The 19,562-nt window shown below is 29.6% G+C and carries 13 protein-coding genes and 1 tRNA gene; 10 read left to right on the top strand and 4 right to left on the bottom strand.

Annotation, left to right across the window (positions count from 1 at the left end; translation table 11 throughout):
• A complete protein-coding gene (locus tag Q0958_RS00795; protein ID WP_299118432.1) occupies positions 1 to 1,344 on the bottom strand; it encodes a TolC family protein in 1,344 nt (447 codons plus the stop codon).
• A 173-nt stretch (positions 1,345 to 1,517) separates the two neighbouring features.
• Positions 1,518 to 2,123: a TetR/AcrR family transcriptional regulator gene (locus tag Q0958_RS00800; RefSeq protein WP_299118434.1), complete on the bottom strand. Its 606-nt coding sequence runs from the start codon at positions 2,121 to 2,123 to the stop codon at positions 1,518 to 1,520.
• Positions 2,124 to 2,249: 126 nt separating this feature from the next.
• On the opposite strand from Q0958_RS00800, the gene Q0958_RS00805 reads away from it, so the two are divergent.
• The 10 genes from Q0958_RS00805 to Q0958_RS00850 all read left to right on the top strand — a co-directional run bounded on the left by Q0958_RS00805 (position 2,250) and on the right by Q0958_RS00850 (position 16,682).
• On the top strand, positions 2,250 to 3,221 hold the full coding sequence (locus Q0958_RS00805; protein ID WP_299118436.1) for a polyprenyl synthetase family protein: 972 nt from the start codon (positions 2,250 to 2,252) through the stop codon (positions 3,219 to 3,221).
• Positions 3,222 to 3,272: 51 nt separating this feature from the next.
• Positions 3,273 to 3,346 (top strand) — tRNA-Ile (locus Q0958_RS00810).
• Between the two features lie 595 nt (positions 3,347 to 3,941).
• Positions 3,942 to 4,961: a hypothetical protein gene (locus tag Q0958_RS00815; RefSeq protein ID WP_299118438.1), complete on the top strand. Its 1,020-nt coding sequence runs from the start codon at positions 3,942 to 3,944 to the stop codon at positions 4,959 to 4,961.
• Between the two features lie 65 nt (positions 4,962 to 5,026).
• Entirely contained in the window at positions 5,027 to 6,049 is a 1,023-nt protein-coding gene (locus Q0958_RS00820; RefSeq protein WP_299118440.1) for a DUF2185 domain-containing protein, read from the top strand.
• Positions 6,050 to 6,497: 448 nt separating this feature from the next.
• Positions 6,498 to 6,953: a nuclear transport factor 2 family protein gene (locus Q0958_RS00825; RefSeq protein ID WP_299118442.1), complete on the top strand. Its 456-nt coding sequence runs from the start codon at positions 6,498 to 6,500 to the stop codon at positions 6,951 to 6,953.
• A gap of 41 nt (positions 6,954 to 6,994) precedes the next feature.
• Complete coding sequence (locus Q0958_RS00830) at positions 6,995 to 7,654, top strand: DinB family protein (RefSeq protein WP_299118444.1); 660 nt, start codon at positions 6,995 to 6,997, stop codon at positions 7,652 to 7,654.
• A 483-nt stretch (positions 7,655 to 8,137) separates the two neighbouring features.
• Entirely contained in the window at positions 8,138 to 11,227 is a 3,090-nt protein-coding gene (locus Q0958_RS00835; RefSeq protein WP_299118446.1) for a SusC/RagA family TonB-linked outer membrane protein, read from the top strand.
• A gap of 17 nt (positions 11,228 to 11,244) precedes the next feature.
• Complete coding sequence (locus tag Q0958_RS00840) at positions 11,245 to 12,600, top strand: RagB/SusD family nutrient uptake outer membrane protein (protein WP_299118448.1); 1,356 nt, start codon at positions 11,245 to 11,247, stop codon at positions 12,598 to 12,600.
• Positions 12,601 to 12,655: 55 nt separating this feature from the next.
• Positions 12,656 to 13,900 carry a DUF4929 family protein gene (locus Q0958_RS00845; RefSeq protein WP_299118450.1) on the top strand — a complete coding sequence of 415 codons (1,245 nt, stop codon included), beginning with the start codon at positions 12,656 to 12,658 and terminating at the stop codon, positions 13,898 to 13,900.
• A gap of 169 nt (positions 13,901 to 14,069) precedes the next feature.
• Positions 14,070 to 16,682 carry an insulinase family protein gene (locus Q0958_RS00850; protein WP_299118452.1) on the top strand — a complete coding sequence of 871 codons (2,613 nt, stop codon included), beginning with the start codon at positions 14,070 to 14,072 and terminating at the stop codon, positions 16,680 to 16,682.
• A gap of 4 nt (positions 16,683 to 16,686) precedes the next feature.
• Here the strand turns inward: Q0958_RS00850 and Q0958_RS00855 are convergent, their stop codons facing one another.
• Positions 16,687 to 18,615, bottom strand: a complete 1,929-nt coding sequence (locus tag Q0958_RS00855; protein WP_299118455.1) for an OmpA family protein — start codon at positions 18,613 to 18,615, stop codon at positions 16,687 to 16,689.
• A 10-nt stretch (positions 18,616 to 18,625) separates the two neighbouring features.
• A complete protein-coding gene (locus Q0958_RS00860; RefSeq protein WP_299118457.1) occupies positions 18,626 to 19,546 on the bottom strand; it encodes a type IX secretion system membrane protein PorP/SprF in 921 nt (306 codons plus the stop codon).
• Positions 19,547 to 19,562 lie beyond the last annotated feature (16 nt).

Here is a 19,562-nt window from a genome sequence, read left to right on the forward strand (position 1 = left end):
TTATTTTATTGGTGTGTTTAATGCGTTATCTAATTTAGCTTTGTTGCTAATAATATTTAATATTGATTGTAAGTAGTTGTTTTGTTGAGAGTACAACTGATTACGTGCCGATAATAAATCGATACTTGTTGTAACCCCTTCATCAAACTTTATTTTTTGCTTACGCTCAATACGTGATGCTAATTCTAAGTTCTTCTTAGCAGTTTCATAGTTTTCTATGCTTAATTCATAGTTACTTTGAGCTTGCTCTGCTTGTAAGTTTAATCGTTGCTTAGTTTCTGCTAAACGAATGTCGGCGCTTTCTAATGCTATTTTTGCTTGCTTTACTTTTGCTCTTCTTCCAAAAGAACTAAAAATCGGCACATTTAAAGTTACCCCTAATAATGAGCTTCCAAACCACCTTTGATCTCCATCAACAAACGTAAATGAATTAGAATTCGCTGTAGTTCCGTAATTTATAAATGCAGATAACGTAGGTAAATACTTGCTTTTTTCTAATTTCATTAGTAGACGTTTACTCTCTCTATCATTTTCAGCCATTCTAAAATCGATATGATTATCAAGATCAAACTTTTGTGATAGTAAATTCAAATCTGAATTATTCACTACTAAATCGTCTAAACTATCTGTTAATTTCAATTTCGTATTGATAGGATTCCCTAACGATAAGTTTAACATCTGATAAGCAATTTCTCTATTTCTATCAGCATTACGTTGTTGACTAATAATGTTTCCTTGTGTAATTTTAAATTGCTCTACAGTTTCCTCCTCTGTTAATCCTTCTTTAAACCCTTCAACTGCTCCTTTTAATTGACGGTCTACTGTTTTTTTATTTTCTTTTAAAATTTCAATACGCTCTTCAGCAACTAACACATTTCCATAAGCATTAATAACTGCTTCTCTGGTAGCTAATTCTGTTTTCTCCTTTGCTTGTTCAGAAATTTTTAAATAAGTTTTTGCTGATTGTAATCCTACTAAATAAGAACCATCAAACAACAATTGATTTAAAGTAACTGAAGCGTCCATTGTTTGTTGAGTACCGAAAGTAACAGGTACAAAAGTTCCTGGAGTTCCTCCTGCTATTTCTCCAGGCAATATTGAAACTTGTTGTTTCAACCAATTTTTATAATCTACCTTACCACTTATTTGAGGCAGTCCAATGGTAGTAGTTTCCCATTTTCGGTTTTTAGCTGCCTCAATATCGTTCAAAGCAACTTTGTTATTATAACTATTCTTTATTGCAAACTGTATGGCTTCTCTCATAGATAAACTCATTTCTTTTTCTTGAGCGTTCAAACTCATTGCAAAAAAGAATATGCAAACTGCATAAATTATTCTTCTCATGTATTCCTAATAGTTTTGTATTTGGTGTTTAACTTTTAATTCCTCTTTTACAAATACTTTTAAGTAATCCCCTTTAAAGTATTTATTGATAAGTATACTTCTTGTTATTGCCTTCTTTTAGCTATATTCAAAAAGAACACTTAGATTTATTAATCTTCTTTTATTTAATGTATTTATATGGTGTTATTTTTTAATTCCCTTTCTAAAACTTCCAATCCTTTTTTAGTAGCAATAGCTCGTATATGATATTCTAATACTTCATATTCTATTTTCATTAATTCCTCCATTCTTTCTCCGTAATAATCGCTATCAAAAATTCCGAATATTAATGTGAAATAGAAATTTGTTACTAATTCCTTTTTTATTTCAGCTCTATATAAACCTTGCTCAATCCCCTTTTCTAGATTATCGCTATTACAATCTCTGAACATACACACTTCTCTTTCTATAAGATTTGTATACGATTCTGGATAATATTTTTTTAACTGAAACATTGGTGAGGTCTTCGCATTTTTAAACATTTCTTTAAAAACCTTCTTTACAGCAAATTCTTCTTCAATTGCATTATACTTTTGCTCTTTTATTAACATAATAGTATCGTCAATTGCTTTCTGAACTGCTTCTATAGAAGCATCTACCAAATCTGATTTGTTTGAAAAATACTTATATAGCGTCTTCTTTGATATTGCTAAATCGCCCGCAATATCATCCATCGTTACACTTTTGAACCCATAGTTCAAAAACATTTGTCCTGCCTTTTCTAATATTTTATCTCTCATAATTCTGGGCAAAGGTACGTCAGGAAACTTTAGAAACAAAAAAAGTTTCCTGAGTTTTAAAGATTTTTTAACATTCTCTTAAGTATAGAATTTAAGTTTACCTTATTTTTACAAAAATTTTTAGATTTGGACATATTACAATATCAATCAGACTTTTTAAATTATTTAGAATCTCAAAAAATTGTTAGAGAACCAAAGAATCTTTACGAACCAATAGACTATATACTTCAATTAGGCGGTAAAAGAATTCGCCCTATTCTTACACTTATTGCTTCTGATATTTTTTCTGGGAATTTCTCTCAAGCTATGCCAGCTGCTTTAGCTGTTGAAGTCTTTCATAACTTTACTTTAGTTCATGACGATATTATGGACGACGCACCTCTAAGAAGAGGAAACGAAACTGTTCATGAAAAATGGGATATTAATACAGGAATTTTATCTGGAGATGCTATGCTTATTTTAGCATATCAGTATTTTGAAAACTATCCTCCAGTTATTTTCCAAAAACTAGCTCAACTTTTTAGTAAAACTGCTCTTGAAGTTTGTGATGGACAACAATTAGATGTTGATTTTGAAACCAGAAATGATGTTACTATTGAAGAATACATCAAAATGATTACTCTAAAAACTTCTGTTTTAGTTGCTGCAGCATTAAAAATGGGAGCTATTGTTGCTGAAGCCGATGAAGAACAAGCACAACACTTATATAACTATGGTTTAAATTTAGGTATTGCCTTTCAATTACAAGACGATTATTTAGATACCTACGGAGATCCTAAAACTTTTGGGAAACAAGTTGGTGGAGATATCATTGAAAACAAGAAAACTTTTCTTTATTTGAAAGCTTTAGAAGTGGCAAATGACGATGATAAGCAGAAACTTTTTGCACTTTACAACGAAAATCAAAAAAATATTTCAGAAAAAATAAAGACAGTCACTAACATTTTTTCTGACAATAATATTCCTAAACACACTCACGAACTTATTGAGTATTACACTAATAAGTCTTTTGAATGTTTAACTCACTTAAACATTAGTGAGGATGCTAAAGAGGGGCTACGCATGTTTGGTGAAAATTTAATGAACAGAAAAGTGTAAAAAATTGCATTTTATTCAAAAAAGTTTTTATTTTTGCATCCCAATTTAACCGGTCCTATAGCTCAGTTGGTTAGAGCACCTGACTCATAATCAGGGGGTCCATGGTTCGAGCCCATGTGGGACCACCTTTAAAGCTTCACTTTTTGTGAAGCTTTTTTGTTTCTTAATACTACTATAAAACAGCAACTTAGCCTAAATATCTCTTTTAAAAAAAACACCTTTTTTTTAACATCAATCAATCAAGTCAAAACGATAAAAAAAAAGGAATTTCATGGTGAAATTTCCATTTTTTACGAATTTTTTACGAATTTTTTTTGCCACACATCGTATTTCTTAACTCAGAAACTACTTTTTAACTCATTACTTAAGAATTTTAATTTTGCTTCTTAAGACAACAACCATCTATTTATCAACTTGATATACTTAAAAATTAAATTTATACTTTCTAAAAAAGTATGAGTTCCTTTTTAAGCATGAGCCTCCTGATTAAATGTAAGGAAGTCATAGCTATTTTATTATCACAGGACAAATAAAGTCTTCCAAAATATTTTTCTTTTTTACAAGATTTTTTCATCAGTAAAATCAAGTAATAATATTGATATTTTAATATGTAAAATTTATATTTACAGAAAAGTATAAAATGTATTAATACATTGATTATACACCCATATAGTTGTATAATGATGTATTATACACGTATATAAACAAGTTAGCCTCCATATGAATAACTGCCTCATTTGCAATATAAATCCTGCTGATAAAACAGGTTCTCACATAATTCCACATTTTTTATTAAAGCGAATTGATAATGAAGAAGGCTCAAAAAAAAGAGACAAAGAAGTGGGATTCTTATTATCTGAATTTCATCCATCTTCATATTTTGGAAGAGCAACAAAACCAGAAACACTTGAGAAAGTTTATGGAGAAGTTACTGAAGAAAGAATTGAGCAAAATGAGATTCCTTTAGTCGAAGATAATATTTTTTGTAGTACTTGTGAAAAAAGACTTGGCGAAATTGAAAGTGCATATGCTAATACTTTAAAAAATGGTAGCGAACCAAATAGTAACTATCAGAATTTAGAAGATTCTTTCTTAGCATTTATTTTTTGGACATCTATTGTTTGGAGACTCTCGATTGCACAAAAAAGTGGATTTAAACTTAATGCATCTGATGAAGAAAAACTACAAATAGTTTTATCACAATTTCTTTCAATCGAAAATTATGATTTAGATAATTTAAAGAAAGAAGGAATATTAGAGAACATTTCTTATAAAATTTTGAGGTCAATAAATTATTCCGATGAAAAATCAACGGTTTTATTTTGCCATCCAGATATTCAAAACCCATATTTCTTTGTTATTGACGAATTTATTTTAGTTTTCTCAATTGAGAAAACTAAAAACCAAACGGGATTTGAATCTATAGATGAACAACTAAACAATGTAGAAATGAATACTGCTTTTGATGGAGAAATGATTAGAAGTGTTGAACCTAAAATCATTGACGGAATTCAAGAATATTTTTACTCTGAATTATCAAAAAGGTATCTTCTAAATTTGAGTAAAGAAATAGACATTATCCATCGAAAACTTGGAGGAAGAGGACAAATACCAATGCCTATAAAAGAAGAAATCGCTAAAAAAATCATCAATGATGATGACCAACCTTCTGGAGTTAAATATACATTAAAGCATAAAGCGAAAATAATATTTGAAGTCCTGAAAAAATACGGTGGCTAACACCGTGTAAACGCAATAATGGCTGAATTTTCTAATCGGAAATTCCAACCTTTTTAATAAATTAGTTGCGTCAGCGGAAAGTACTCGCGCACTTTCCCATTACTGACGCTTACACAAAACCGTTAGCCTTAATTAGAGAAAAACTAAAAATGATATTCAATAATAGAAAAAGAAAACAAGCGGTAAAAGACTTTTTTGATTATGTAGAATCTGAATTATTAACTAATGAAGAAGATTCAGATGTCATTGATGGGATAAAAAAACAGCTTAAAAGCGGACTTGAACTAATAGAAAATAATGAATGGGGAATTGCTTTTGAAAACCTTTCATCAGAATTAGTTGATAATTACTTTATAGTCGACAGAAAAGGGAATGACTTGGTTAAAAAAGTAATTAAACTCTGTAAATTAAATAAAAAATGGGAATTTGATTTAAGGAGAATAAATTCACTTGGCTACAAAATGGGAAGTTGGAAACTAACTGACTCTGAAAAGTTAGCTAAAGAAAATAAATACACGTTTTACAAACCAAGCAGAGAGATATTAAGAAATCTTAAGGTGGGTAATATTGTGAAACTCACATTTGAATTTGAATCTTCTAATTCTGAACATCCAGGAGCAGAAAGAATGTGGGTCGAAATTACAGAAATTAATAATGGAAAGTTTAAAGGAACTTTAGACAATCATCCATTTTACCTTCACGAATTATATGCAGGAGACGAAATAGAATTCGAGTATAAACATGTAATTGATCATGATTTAGGATTATCCGAGCCCAATTTGGTAGACAAATATTATGATAGATGCTTTGCTACAAATAAAGTATTGTATGAAAATGCACCTATAAATTATATGTATAGAGAAGAGCCAATAGAAAAGGATGAAAATAGGGACTATATAGATACTGGTTGGAGAATATTGTCAGGTGATGAGTCCGATGAATATATGGAAGATGAAGACAATATTAGTTTAGTTTCAATTGGTTCAGTTTTATCAAGAGATGATTCTTTTATTCACCTACTCGATTCTGAAATTGGAACAAGTTTTGAGCGAAATGAAAATGGAATATTTGAACAAATTAATGAATAATCACAAAGGCTAACAACACCTAAACTGCATTAAAACGCAGCTTAGCCAAAACGTTACCAAACATAACTACTCATACGAATATTAGCAAACGTAATTTATTTAAATAAAAAAGCACAACAAATTGATTATAAAACAACTAATATCATCAATTTTTTTACGAATTTTTTACAAATTTCATTTCCGATAAAAACCATAAACCACTAAAAACAAACACATTACACCCTGAAATAATAATTACTCATAATCAGGGGGTCCATGGTTCGAGCCCATGTGGGACCACCTTTAAAGCTTCACTTTTAGTGAGGCTTTTTTGTTTTTAAGTGTTAAACAGACAACAATTCACCTTAACTTTTCCTTTTACAGAATAAGATTTATTTAACACTCTTTTATTTTTGTATTCGTTAAATTGGTTGCCCTAAACACACAATTACCTTACACAAATTCTTTTATGAGAATATTCTTTTCATCTTTTTTGATTCTATGGACATTAAATCAAGTCGTTGCACAAAATGCAACAAAAGCACATAAAGACTCACTAAACACTATAATTCAGAAATACTATGATTTAAACCTAAAAGTATTTCAAGCCAATTCAAAAATTGAAGATATCGATAAAGTTTTTGAACTTTTCTCTTACGATTTCACTTATATACATCCAAAATACGGAGGCACCTATACCCGTAAAGATTTATACAATGGATATATTAAAAATCAAAAAAATGGTGGTTACAACGGGGAAGAAACAGCTGTAAAAATTATAAATAGAATAACTGGTTTAAACGCTGTAGTTGTCCATAGAAGCTATGTTATTAGTAAAAACGGTGAACTTAAAGATGAAAATCCAAAAATGACGCTTTTTGAGTTTAAAAAAGGAAAAATTTTTAGAATATTTGAATATTGGTAATTACAAAAGCAAAAAACACTGTACATCTAACAATAAATTTCATGAAAAAACTACAAGAAAACACTAACCGTAGAGACTTTATTAAAAAATCATCTTTATTTACCCTCGGAGCAGGTAGTTTATTAGCATTTCCACAAGACATTTCAGCAGCCCCTCTAATGAGTTATTCAGACGACATTAATGTTATTGGTCCTAAAAAAGGCTTTACTCCTCAAATAGGAACACTTGTTTCTATGATGGACTGGATGCGAATGGTAATATTAATGCCAGTAAAAGGAATGAGTGTAAGTGATTTGGATTTTTTAGTTGATGATAAAGCCAATTCAATTGGTGCAATGCTATGGCATTTGGCTGCTACAGAAAGATTTTATCAAATCCATACATTTGAAGGAAGAAAATGGGGTGATTGGGACCAGGAAGATAAAGATAACTGGAGCATTGCTTCAAGACTTGGCGATAAAGCTCGTAAAAAGATCAAAGGAAACAACTTAGAATTCTATCTTGAAAAGCTAGAAAAAGTAAGAGAGCATACGCTTAAAGAATTTGCAAAACGTGATGATGAATGGCTAATGAAAATAGACAAAAACTGGCCATGGGGACCAACAAATAATTACTGTAAATGGTTTCACGTGTGTGAACATGAATCAAATCATAATGGGCAATTTAAATTTATAAAAAGTAGACTTCCTTCTAAAAAGTAAAAACTGATTTTACAAAAAACACTCAACAAACAACAATTGTTCTTTTCACGCTTTTTTTCATCAAAATATCATCATCTAATCGATTAAAAAGAAGATAAAAAAGCAACTATTTTTAATAAAAAGAGTGTTATTAGACTAAAAAACTTGTTCTATATTCAATAGAATTGTATAAAATAAGTCTTTGAATTTGTCCTTCAGATAAAACTATATCCACATAAAATTACACAAAAGCTTTACTAGTTCTAGTAAAGCTTTTTAACAATCATAGAGAACTACAAATAAACATATTACACATAAAAGAATTTATTTTCTTCATAAAAAACTGTAGTCTAAATCCAAACATTTTAAAGGTATATGTTTAATATAAAACATTTACCTCTTCCAACTATCTTAAAAATTTTAACATTATTTTTTTTAAAATAAGTTTTTTCTGAACTGGATAAAAGAATACATTTGCAACTTATTTTTATTTAATCTAAATAAATGAGAAGAGTATTTTCCCTTATATTAATGCTCATTGCAATTAATATTACCGCTCAGAAATTAGTAAAAGGTACGGTAATAGATGCCTTTAGTAAAGAACCCCTAATTGGTGTAACCATTGTTAACGAAAACAAAAAAACTGGTACTTCAACAGATTTAAATGGTGAGTTTAAAATAATAGCTACATCAAAATTATCATTTAGCTATATTGGATATAAGACTAAAACCTTAAACTTATCCGACAACAAAAATCCTTTAGTTATACAATTAGAACATCAAGCTGAATTGTTAAATGAAGTTGAAGTAATTGCTAGGAAGAACATCAACGATATTGATTTACGTAAAGCCACTGGAGCTATTTCTACAGTAAAATCGCAAAAAATAATAAACAGACCTACTGTTAATGCACTACAACCTCTACAAGGTCAGGTAGCCGGTTTAACTATAAAAGCAAGTGGTGAGTTAGGCAAGCCCTTAAAAATTAGAATTCGAGGTACCTCAACACTACCTATAAAAACACCAACCAATAGTAAATTAACTGATGAGCAGCGTGAGTTATTAGACAACAAAGCCAATCAACCTTTGTTTGTATTGGATGGACAAATAATTTCAGCTGATGCTTTTGCTACTTTAAACGTTAATGATATTGAAGAAATAAAAGTACTAAAAGACGCTGCTGCTAATGCTTTATATGGAGTTAAAGCTTCTAATGGTGTAATTGAAATTACAAGTAAACGCGGTATTAATGGCGACACTCAATATACCTTTAATTTCCAACAAGGTGTTACTTTTAAAGGTAGACCCAGCAGAAATATGATGGGAACTAAAGAGAAATTAGAATTCGAGCGTTTATCAAAAAATCAAGCAACACCGGGTTATTATTTATCTGAAGAGTTTATTAGAAAAACTTTTAGTGGTAATCCTAATCTTGAACACTTAGTAGCTGAAGGACAACGAAAGTTAGATTCTATAAAAAAAATTAATACTAACTGGTTTAATGAGTTAGCTCGTATTAGCACATATCAATCTTACAACGTTAGTACTCGTGGTGGTAATGAAGCAAGTAAGTTTTATGTTTCTGGTAACTTCACCAAACATGGTGGTAAATTTGACGGAAATGAAATTAATCGATTTACTGGTAGATTAAATTATGAATATAATATATCGAAAAATATCTATTCCATGTTCAATGCTGGTTTTGGTATTTCTGAAAGCAAAACCCCACATGGTTCTTCATATTCTCCTACAAATTTAATTTATGAGTTAAACCCATATGAACAAAAACATGCTGGAAAATTAATATCATACAGAGGTTATACTTTTCAAGAATTAGTGAATCAATACACCAGAACTTCTAACGATAAACGTTTTAATTTTTCATCCAATATAACTGCTAAATTAGCTAAGAACTTAAACATTGCAACTGTTGTAGGTGTCGATTATGTAGTAAGTGAAAATTTATCTATCACCCCTCCAACGGCTTATTCTGAAATAATTAAAGGTACTCCTGTACATGAAAGGGGGCAAGCCACTAAAAATAAAGTAGTAAACACTAACTTAAACACTAACACACGTTTAAACTACGACATTAACTTTAATAAACATCATTTATCATTTAGTGCCAATATAGATTATTTTAAATCGACAAATGATTTTATTGGAATTAGCGGACATGGTTTACCTAGTAAATTACTTTCAGGAGCAGGAATAAACAATGATTTAACTGGAGCCAATAGAGCTAGAACTTCTTCATCAAAAGTCCAGGAAGCTACATTAGGTTACGGTTTTTCTACTTTATATGAATGGAATAATAAAATAGACATTTATGGTAGTTATAAAAGAGATGCTTCTTCTCTTTTACCTAGCGACAAACGTTGGAATACATTTTGGGCAACAGGTATTGGCTATACTTTAAGTAATGAATCTTTTTTAAAAAACAGCACTTGGTTAAACAGGTTAAAGTTTCGTGCAAGTTATGGTAAAACTGCAAGTTTAGCTGGTATTTCACCTTCTTTAGCCGTACCAACTTTTAGCTATTCTACAAATGCATACTTAGGGATTCGTGATTTTTCATTAGTAAATTTATTTAATGATGATTTGCGACCAGAAAAAAACACCTCGATAAACTTTGGGGTTGATTTACGATTATTTGATATTTTTAATTTAACAGCAGAAGTATATCATAGAAGGACAAAAGACATGCTACTTACTGTATCCATCCCTCCTTCTAATGGATTTACAAGTCAATTAAAAAATGTAGGAGTTATGGACAATGAAGGGTTAGAAATAACTTTAAACACTACACCTATTAAGAACGGTAATTTCCATTGGAATACTTCTGCTACTTTTTCTTACAACAGAAATAAGGTAATCGACTTATATGATGGGCCCACTTTGAATGTAACCCCTAAAGAACCTGGTTATTCATACCCTGATTATCAAGTTGGGCAACCAACAGATATCATTTATGGTTTAGTTTTTATTGGTATTAACCCAGCCGATGGCCAGCCATTATTTCAAAGAAAAGATGGAAGCTCTTTCAATGGTAATACAGAAAAACCAAATAAGGAAGATTTTATTGTTTTAGGTAGGTCTACTCCTCCATTCACTGGTGGTTGGTTCCATAATATTAGCTACAAGAACTGGCAGTTAGGAATTGATATCTATTATAGTTTTGGTGGTAAAGCAGTACACAGAAACAGAAGTAGAGTATTTGGACAAGAAGATGTATATAAAAACCTTAATGCAGGTCAATTAAACCAAACATGGTTTAATGTTGGTGATGTTAATAAAATATATCCAACACTATATCTACACACTAATGAGTTTGGAGGTCTAAATAGCATCGCAAACACACAAAACATTAGCAGCACAGATTTTATAAGGCTTAACAACATTATGCTACGTTATAATTTTGACAATCAAATGCTCAAAAAAATAAGTAATGGTCTTATAAAAAATTGGGGAATGTATACGCAAGTAAGCAACATATATACATGGACTAATTTTGGTGGAGGCGATCCTGAATCTGGTAATATACAAGGCTCTTCTCAACCTATTCTAACCTTTGGTACAAACATCACTTTCTAAGTTTAAATAAATTAATGATGAAAAAAACATTTTACTTTTTACTATTTATAGTAAACATATCATGTAGTTTAGACCTACCTGTTGAAGATAGAATTACAGGTTTAGATGCAATTGATAATGTAGCAACAGCCAATGAAAGTTTATCAGGTATATACAATGCTTTTCCAATCGATAGAGTAATTTTTTCAAAACTTTCAGATGATTTATACCCAAATCACACTGTAGACGATAATATATCTAGTTATAACTTATATAAGTGGAATGCTCAGGAATTAGTGTTTTTATCTAATACATTATGGGTTTCATATTATAGCGTTAATACAAAAGCAAATATTTTGCTTAGTAGAATTCCATTTATAGAAACTTCGAATACAGAAGATTCTAAATTATTAAAACACATTGAAGCACAAGCATTATGTTTAAAAGCATATGCCTATTTTGAACTTATTCAATTATACTGCACCAACTACAACTCCAATGGTTTAGGTATTGTTTTAAAAGATGAAATAGCTGCTGCTGAACTTCCAAGAAGCAATCAAGAAACTAGTTACTTAGCTATTGAAGAACTTTTATTAAAAGCAATTAACTTATTTCCTGAAAACAATTCAAATGTGCGATTTTCAAAAAATAGCGCAAAAGGCTTATTAGCTAAACTCTATTTTTACTGGGGTAAATATCAACAATCTATTGATCTAAGTACAGAAGTAATAACAAATCTACCACTAAAAAGTGATGATTTGAATACCGTATGGCTAAAACCAGAGAATAATAATGAAGCTTTACTGACTTTTAAAGGAGAACATTTTTATTACACTTCTATTTATGATGGGGTTAAACATAATGATGAATTTTATGTAAACTTCTCTATTAATTACGATACTAACGACACTCGTTTAGCTAACACTTTTATCAATGAAGATTTTAGGTTAATTAACAACAATATTATTAAAGTTAATTTCTTAAAAAAGTATAGAAATAATACTGTAGAAAAGCTTTTAACTTCTACTGTAATGCTAAGAACAGCTGAATTATACTATATAAAAGCTCAAAGTTTAATAGCCTTAAACAAAGAAACAGAAGCAAGAGAAACTATAAATAATCTTTTATCAATTCGAAAAGCAAATCCTATTACAAGCTCTGGAACAACTCTTTTAAGAGATATTTTAAAAGACAAACAAAAAGAATTTTTAGGAGAAGGAAACCGCTACTTCGATTTGAAACAACAAGCACTGGAATTACCTAGAGTAAACTTCAATAACCACAATACTTTATTTACAATACAACCAGATAATTACAGATGGTTATTTCCAATCCCACAAAGCGAAATATCGAATAATAAAGCCATTCAGAATCAACAAAATCCGAATTGGTAAGTATAACTGAATTTACAAACACCCTTAAACATAAATATTTTTAATTAAAACAATCATGAGAATTTTAAAATCAATATTCTTAGTACTTGTAGCAAGTACTATCCTAACATCTTGTAGCGATGATGATATACCTGTTTTTTCAGGAGATGTTAGTGTAACCTTAATAAACAAAACATCAACAGAAGTAATAGAAGGAGAAGCTGCTACTTTTACATACGATGTAGTATTAAGCAACACTTTTAAAGAAGATATTACTATTAACTTCAACTTAGATGAGTTAACAAATTATCCTAATTTATTAAGCATTGAACCTGTAACTATAGTTAAAGACCAAACAAAAGGAATTTTAAAAGTTACAGCTACTAAAAAACCAGATGCTGAAAATGTATTAGCTGACGATTTAAAGTTAACTTTTACAATTAAAGATTACCAAGGTATAACCAATAATGTATTATTAGCTGACAGTTATACAATTACTGTAAAAGCTGAAGAAGGAATTACTCCTTTAACTGCAGATCAACAAGCTTTAATTAAGCATTATAAATCACAAGGAATCGATCTTTCTATGTGGATTGGTAAAATTCCAGTACAGGTAAAAGTAGTTACTGCTCCAAATGGTTCTTTTGCCCCATTTGAAACATCTCAAACATTAAACTATACTGGTATAACTCACATCACTTTAAGTAAAAATGCTACTAAAGACAAGCCTTTATTAGTAATGACCAAAAATGCTTTTGGTTTATCTGAATATTTACAATATGTATATAGACACGAAACTATTTTAAACACAACTGACTGGTATGGACCAACTGACCCTAACTTTCCTCCTGCTGTAAAAGAAGTTTTAAAAGCATTAGGAGACGAACGTGTTAACAAATGGAAAAACAAAGAGTATTCATTCAATGTAAAAGTAGATAACCTAGAGTTTAAAGCTGGTGGCGATATAACTTATGTAGGTGAAAACAACACTTATGTAATTGGTTCTGACTTTTTAGACCCTAATTTAACTAAAACTTTAGCAGCAGTAGATTTCCAATATGAATTTCCTTTATGGGATGAGTTAGCTACATTAGCTAAAGGGAACACCCCTTTAAAAGAACACATTGTAACTGGAGGTTCTATTCATCCTAACTATTACATAGGTTACAGTACAATTATATCAGATGATTGGGGTGAAGGAGACTGGGTTGCTCCAACTAGCTCATATAATGCAACAGAAATGAACTTTAAGTTCAACACAGATCATGAAAACTCTGGATCTTACGATATTGTAACTGTTAAGTTTACACAACCTAACTAAAAAACACAATAACAAACAATTATTTTCTTAGATGAGCACTTCTAATCTATCAACCAAACTTTTACTTTTATTCATAGAAGTATTCATCTTCTTATACCTTACTAGTATAAAAACGCACGCTTTCCAACAACAGGAAAGCGTGCTATTTTCTAATAAGCTAAAAAATGGAATGGAATATACCATTCAGAAAAACAAAAACGCTAATGAAACACTATTCTATTTTTTAGTAAAAACAGGTTCTATTAATGAATCTGATGAACAATTAGGTTACGCTCATTTTTTAGAACATATGGCTTTCAATGGAGGAAAGCGTTTTAAAAACGATTCATTTGTTCAATACTTAAAATCTCAAGGTTTACAAATAGGTGTAAATTTTAATGCTACAACAAATTATAATTACACACTATATGAAATTAACTTTCCTAAAACTGTTTCGGAAGCCACCCTTAAAAAAGTACTTTATTTTTTCGCTGATATTTTAAGTGATTTATCTTTAAGTGAAAAAGATATTCAAACACAGCAAAAAATTGTTTTAGCTGAGAAAGAAGCTGCCGCTAAAGCTGATTCTTTATTTTTATTTAAACTTGGAAAATCTAAATATCTAAATAGGTTAGCCATTGGAACTACCAAAAGCATACAAGGAATTACTTCAAAAAAATTACAGGAGTTTTATAAAAAATGGTACCAGCCTCATGCTACTAGTTTATTTGTTATTGGAGATATAGACCTATCAATTAATAAATCGAAAAGAATAATAGAAAACACTTTCTCTTCTATTAAAAACACAAATAAAAGTTTTGTTTCTAAAAACTTTTTTAAAGACTTAAACAATACTGTAATTATAAGTCAATTCAAAAAAACTAAACAGCCCAAACTCATTCTAAACTTGGCTGAAAAACATACTCCTACTTCAAAAACAGAAAGAAAAATAAAAAATATTTTAAGCAATGTTCTTTCTAAACGATTAGACACTATTCTCTCATCAAAAACAAATCCTATTGTTCGCAGTAATTACTTTTTGGGAGATGTACGCTATACTTCGGTTGAGTCTAATTTAACATCAAATCCTTCAACTACTTTAACTACAATATTTACTGAGTTAAAACGATTAGCCCTTTTTGGTATTTCTAACAATGAATTAAAAAATTACCTTAAAGAAAACACGAAAAAAAACAACTCTAAGAGTAATAACTTTTATGCTAATGAATGGTTAGATTTTCAATTAAACATTAAAAAGAAACCTACAAATTCAACTAAAAAAATCACTTCTTCTGTTATAAAAAAGACAGCTAAAAAGTTATGGAAAAACTCTATTAAAAGAGTTTATATTATAGATTCTTTACATTCTAAAAACAATATTAGCTCTAAAAACTTAGAGAGTATTATACGAGAAGTAAATCGAAAAAAACTAAACGACTACCACTATAAAACTCCTATTAAAAAAAGAGAAAAAAAGGAAAAGACTCCTGTTTTAACAACTGAAAAATTAACTCCAAAATATCCTATAACTAAAAAAGAACATGAAAACTTAGGGATTTTAGAAGTCGAATATAAAAATGGTATAAAAGTATTCTTAAAACCTATAGATTCAACCGATGAAATTCGCATTCTTGGATATGCTAATGGAGGAACATCAAATATTCCAGATACTCTTTATTACCAATTAGAATCTACAGTTTCATATATAGAATTAGGTGGTATTGGAAATTTAAATTATGAAAATCTAGAAAAATTTTTAGAAAACAAAAACATGGGAACTTCTCAAATTGTTTCAGAAGACAGTCGTGCTATTTATGGTTTCTCATCGCAAAAAGATATTCCTGATTTTTTTAAATTTTTATATTTAAAAATGACAGCTGCTCGTGCTAACGAAAAAGAATTTAAATCGATAGTTTCTGATGAAATTAAAAGTTTATCCCCAATACATGAAAGCCCTTTTGCAATAAAATCTGACTTTAAAATAGCGGAACTCTCAGGTACTTATTACCCCAATAGAAAAAGTGCCAATTCTGGAGAAGAATTTAAAAAGTTAGATTTAAATCAAATGAAAGATTGGTATAACACATGCTTTTCTTTTGCTAATGATTGGCAATTTATTGTAACAGGAAACTTTAAAAATGAAGAAATACTCCCTTTAATTAACACTTACTTTGGTAATCTAAAAAGAAATCCTAATTCAATAAAAAATAAACCTTTATTCAATCTTAAAGTTATTGATAGTACTTATACTTACAACAAAAAGAGTACAACTATTAATACAGATAATACACAAATTTATTACTTGCCTTATAAAGCCAATCTTAAAAATAGTTTACTTCTTTCTTTAAGCGAACGCATGCTTCGCGATAAGATTACGTTATTATTGAGAGAAAGCTTAGGTTTTGTATACACACCACTTATAAGTATTGAAAAAGATATTTTAAACAAACAAGCCATCTTAAAAATAAACTGGCAGTGTAAACCTTCTGTTCTTAAACGTTCTAAAAAGAAACTAAAAGAATTATTATCTAATATTGTAAATACTACACTTTCTGAACAAGATTTTAACAGCTATAAACAACAATTATATTTACAATACAACTCTATTATAAATAGCACTAGTACCCATACATGGGCATTCAGTTTACATAAAAGCTTGTCGAACAAGGTTTCAGTAAATGAACTGAACAACTACAAAAAAACTTTACAGAATATTACTATTAAAGACTTACAGGACTTTTTAAAATCTAACTTTAAAGAATCTAAAAAAAATACTGTCCAAGTTGTAAGTCAACAACCATAAAAAGTTACTTTTCAAGATTCACTATATAAAAATAAGACCTTCTGTTTTTTTGATGTTCTTCTTCCGTACATTTATTTTGATTTAAATCATCACAATTGTTTAATAATTGTTCTTCTCCATAACCAATGGCACTTTCTATCCTTTCTTCAGAAATACCTCTTGAAATAATATAGTTTTTGGTAGAAATCGCTCTTCTTTTTGATAATTGCTTGTTATACTTTTTTGTTCCTCTACTATCTGTATGAGATTCTATTTTGATAATCATTTCAGGATTATTTTTCATAACTGAAACAATGTGTTCTAACTCATACTCTGCATCTTCTCGAATGTTATACAAATCAAAATCAAAGTATATAGGATTTATTACTATTTGATCTTCCACAATTAACGATTCTAATTGTAAATTAGTTATAATTGATTTATTGTTAACATCAAGTGTTTGTACTTCTTTTTGGTCATTTCTATAATCTTCTTTTGAAGCTATAACAACAAACTTTTTCTCACAATCTATTTCATCAAAAATATAACTTCCATCTTCATTTGTTCTTTCTGATTTTAAAACATTTCCTTTCTCATCAATCAGTTTTACCATAGCATTTTCAATAGGTTCATTTGTACCCATTGCAGTTACAATTCCTTTGATACTTTCTTTACAGTTATAAATCATATAACTATAAATATCATCATCTCCTTTTCCTCCTTTTCTATTTGAAGAAAAGAAACCACTTGTTTTTTCATCATTTATTACAAATGCAAAATCATCCAAACTTCCATTTACCGGAGCTCCTAAATTAACTGGTTTTGAAAAAGAATTATCCTGACTCCTTGATTCAAAAACATCTAAAGCTCCCAATCCTAAATGACCGTCAGATGAAAAATATAATGTTCCATCCATTCCTACGTACGGAAACATTTCTCTCCCTTCTGTATTTATTATGTTGCCTAAATTTTCTGGCTTACTATAACCGTTATTATCTAAAATATTTACTTTATAAATATCTGTTGCTCCAATTCCTCCGGGCATATCAGAAACAAAATATAACGTTTTCTCATCCGGGCTTAAAGCTGGATGTCCACACGAAAATCCATCTGCATTAAACGGTAATTCTTTTACATTCTTCCATTCTCCTTCTACATTATCGGCCTTGAATATTTTTAAATGTGTTACACTATTTTTATCTCCTTTTAATTTATCATCATTATAATTATCTCTAGTAAAATACATTGTTTTTCCATCTCTAGTAATAATTACATTAGATTCATGATAACGAGTGTTAATCGATTTCAATTTCTTCACATCTGATACATCTATCAATTCACTTTCATCATTGAATGTTTCTTCTGCTTCGTAAATATTTAAAAAAGGTTGATTATTCCATTTGTATAAGTTTTTATCAAATTTAGTTCCTTGAGGCTTTGTAGATGCAAAGTATAATTTATTATTAAAAATAAATCCTCCAAAATCGGAATACGCTGTATTTGATGACAGGTTATTAATATTTACAAACGTTTTTTTCTTCTTTGAATAATTCACAAAGTAATCTTTATTATTATCCAAAGCTATAGCCCTGCTATCGGTATTCTTTACTTTTTTTAGTTTTCTCAACCAAATATCAGATTCTTTAATTTTTCCATTACTTTTTAAAACCTGTGCATATCTAAAAATGTATTCTGGTAAAACAATCGCTTCATGTTTTTCCATCAATAAAGCATACCATTTCTCTGCTTCTATTGATTCTGTATTGAAATAATAAGCATCTCCCAATCTGCTTATTACTGCCATTGAAGTATCTCCTTTTTGATATATTGACTCATACAATTCAGCAGCCTTTTTATATGCATATTCCTTAAAATATCTATTGGCCGCATATTTCCTTTGAGAATATCCTAAAACCGTGTTTAGTAAAATTACTATGATTATAATTTTTTTCATTTTCTAAGCTTTAAAAGAATCTTGGTGATTTCAATACGTTTGGTTTAAAAATCTCATAACGCAACATCAGTTCATAAGTACCAGAATTATAATTCCTATAATTAGTAGTTGTTAAATCGTAAGCAAACCCAATGTGCAATCCTTTTGATGCTTGTAGTCCTAATAAAGCACTAATAGAATCGTCCCATCTCCATGCTAGTCCTACTCTGAACTTTTCATTAAACAAAACATTTGCAGATAAATCGATTGAAATCGGAGCTCCATTCACCACTTTAGCTAGAGCTGCAGGCTTAAATTTTATACGTTCGCTTAAATCAAAAACATATCCCCCTATCAAAAAGAAATGCAATCGTTCTTCAGCTTCGTCTCCTCCATTAAAAGTATCATCGTAATGAGTAGTTCTTAAAATATTAGGAACTGCGACCCCCATATACCACTTAGGTTTATGATAATAAATACCTGCCCCTATAGTAGGTAAAAATTTATTCACATTACTTTCAAATAAAATATCAGGATTTTCAGAAATTCCTTTTGACCAATCAATATTCAAATGTCTTCCACCTAATTTTAATCCAAAAGCTAAATTTCCTTCATCACTAGTTCTTACTGTATAAGAAATATTAACATCCAAATAAATTTCACTAGAGGGTCCTATATTATCATTAGTTAGATTTACACCTAATCCTACTCCTGAATATCCTAATGGTGTATCATAACTCAATGTTTGTGTATCAGGAGCTCCATCAACTCCTACCCATTGGGTTCTACCTAAAGCGGTAATAGTCGTATGCCCTCTTGATCCAACATAAGCTGGATTTACACTCATTGTATTATACATATATTGTGTATACTGAGGATCTTGCTGGGAATACACTTCAAGAGTCAGCAGTAAGAAAATTATAGTAATTATTTTAAAATGTGAATTATTCATATCTTTTTCTATTCAA

The sequence above is a fragment of the uncultured Tenacibaculum sp. genome, from assembly GCF_947499065.1.
Lineage (GTDB): Bacteria > Bacteroidota > Bacteroidia > Flavobacteriales > Flavobacteriaceae > Polaribacter.

Excerpts from the sequence above, each read along its gene's own strand:
- Q0958_RS00845 (WP_299118450.1), top strand. The coding sequence starts at position 12,656 with ATGAGAATTTTAAAATCAATATTCTTAGTACTTGTAGCAAGTACTATC.
- Q0958_RS00835 (WP_299118446.1), top strand. The coding sequence starts at position 8,138 with ATGAGAAGAGTATTTTCCCTTATATTAATGCTCATTGCAATTAATATT.
- Q0958_RS00840 (WP_299118448.1), top strand. The coding sequence starts at position 11,245 with ATGAAAAAAACATTTTACTTTTTACTATTTATAGTAAACATATCATGT.
- Q0958_RS00850 (WP_299118452.1), top strand. The coding sequence starts at position 14,070 with ATGGAATATACCATTCAGAAAAACAAAAACGCTAATGAAACACTATTC.
- Q0958_RS00815 (WP_299118438.1), top strand. The coding sequence starts at position 3,942 with ATGAATAACTGCCTCATTTGCAATATAAATCCTGCTGATAAAACAGGT.
- Q0958_RS00830 (WP_299118444.1), top strand. The coding sequence starts at position 6,995 with ATGAAAAAACTACAAGAAAACACTAACCGTAGAGACTTTATTAAAAAA.
- Q0958_RS00800 (WP_299118434.1), bottom strand. The coding sequence starts at position 2,123 with ATGAGAGATAAAATATTAGAAAAGGCAGGACAAATGTTTTTGAACTAT.
- Q0958_RS00860 (WP_299118457.1), bottom strand. The coding sequence starts at position 19,546 with ATGAATAATTCACATTTTAAAATAATTACTATAATTTTCTTACTGCTG.
- Q0958_RS00795 (WP_299118432.1), bottom strand. The coding sequence starts at position 1,344 with ATGAGAAGAATAATTTATGCAGTTTGCATATTCTTTTTTGCAATGAGT.
- Q0958_RS00825 (WP_299118442.1), top strand. The coding sequence starts at position 6,498 with ATGAGAATATTCTTTTCATCTTTTTTGATTCTATGGACATTAAATCAA.
- Q0958_RS00855 (WP_299118455.1), bottom strand. The coding sequence starts at position 18,615 with ATGAAAAAAATTATAATCATAGTAATTTTACTAAACACGGTTTTAGGA.